This is a genomic window from Shewanella sp. MBTL60-007, assembly GCF_019654915.1.
Lineage (GTDB): Bacteria > Pseudomonadota > Gammaproteobacteria > Enterobacterales > Shewanellaceae > Shewanella.
On sequence record NZ_BPET01000139.1, the window covers coordinates 1 to 1476 of the forward strand.

Sequence of the window (1476 nt, forward strand, 5' to 3'; positions counted from 1 at the left end):
CAACGGGGTTGCAAATTAGATTAAACACAAAATCACAAACCAATTAATGAGGATAATGTTTTAAAGTCTACCTTGCCTCCATTAATCCTTGGGATTGACTCTAAACTATGAACCAAAATGCTATTAGCGTTTATTTTATACTTTTTGGATACCATTTCTTTTACAAAATCTACTGCTGTCAAAATTTCATTTTCAATACACAATATTAAAAGATCATCTTTGCCCATAGCTACGGCGCTGATTTCTTGGTCAGCTAGCCAACTATCAATAGAATCCAAACTTATCCTCAAGCCATACATCTTTATAAAACGCTTAGCCCTACCTGTTATGAAAAAATATCCATCTTCATCAAAATAACCTAGATCACCGGTATGCAGAATCCCTTTTGAAATATCACCTAATGAAAAGTCTGTAGGTTTATCCGCGTAGCCCATCATTACGTTAGGCCCTTCATAAACAATTTCACCTTCTGTAAAAGGCTCGCTAATTGTGGTGCCAACTGAATCCTGAATCGCCAGATGACCGTATGGAATAGGTATACCGATGGAGCCAATTTTGTTCTTAAGCATTTCAGCAGGAAGGTAACTAATACGGGGAGATGCTTCAGTTTGGCCATACATTACTATAAAACTCTGATTTAATTTATCGCATTCATCTGAAAAATACTTTAATGTTTCAGTATCGAGTTTACCGCCAGCCTGGGTTAAATACCTAATAGAAGATGTGTCAAACCTATTATACTTAAGTTTTTTTAGAGTTTGAAAAACAAAAGGAACACCAGACAAAGTCGAAACTTGATATTTATCAACAACTTCCCAAAATTCTTTAGTTAGGACTCCGTAGTTATTCAATATGACAGTCGCACCACGAGAAAGGTGTGAGTTTATAACCGACAAACCATAAGAATAACTCATAGGTAAAGTGGTAATAGCGTTATCAGCTTCGGTTATTTTTAAATATTTTGCTATAGAATTAGTATTTGAAGACAAATTTATTTTTGATAATCTAACAAGTTTTGGTGAACCGGTTGAACCTGATGTAGACATTAGCATTGCAAGATCATCATGAAAATCGTGTACCAGCTTACTACACTCCTCTATTCTCCCCTCTTTAATAAGAAAATTAGGCTGGTATGTATTCTGCAAAGAAGACAAAAGCGAATCATCAACTTTTTCATCAATAAGAATAAATGGATGCTGGCACCGTAGACATGCTAGGTAAAAAACTAAACTTTTATAAGAATTACTTGCTATTATAAAAACCAAAGACCTTATTAATGGTAGTTGCTTCATAGCACAATTGATGTCGTCATTAAGAACTTTATAGGTTTTAGATTCAAACGATTCAGTAATTACAGCCACTTTATCTAAATCAACATGGTCAAAATCCCAAAAAAAATCTCTATCAACCAATTTATATATCATGAGTCATCGATTCCAACTTAACTAAGAAAACAGGGCAATGTTGAAGTGACCA

General features: G+C 34.3%; 1 protein-coding gene. It reads right to left on the bottom strand.

The window, feature by feature from the left end; genetic code table 11:
* Nucleotides 1-32: 32 nt before the first annotated feature.
* Nucleotides 33-1424 (bottom strand): AMP-binding protein, encoded by a 1392-nt coding sequence (locus K5Q92_RS23695; RefSeq protein WP_220771242.1) that lies wholly within the window; start codon nt 1422-1424, stop codon nt 33-35.
* Between the last annotated feature and the right edge of the window lie 52 nt (nt 1425-1476).

What these genes read in the sequence shown, in the direction of transcription:
- K5Q92_RS23695 (WP_220771242.1), bottom strand. Translation starts at nt 1,424, where the DNA reads ATGATATATAAATTGGTTGATAGAGATTTTTTTTGGGATTTTGACCAT.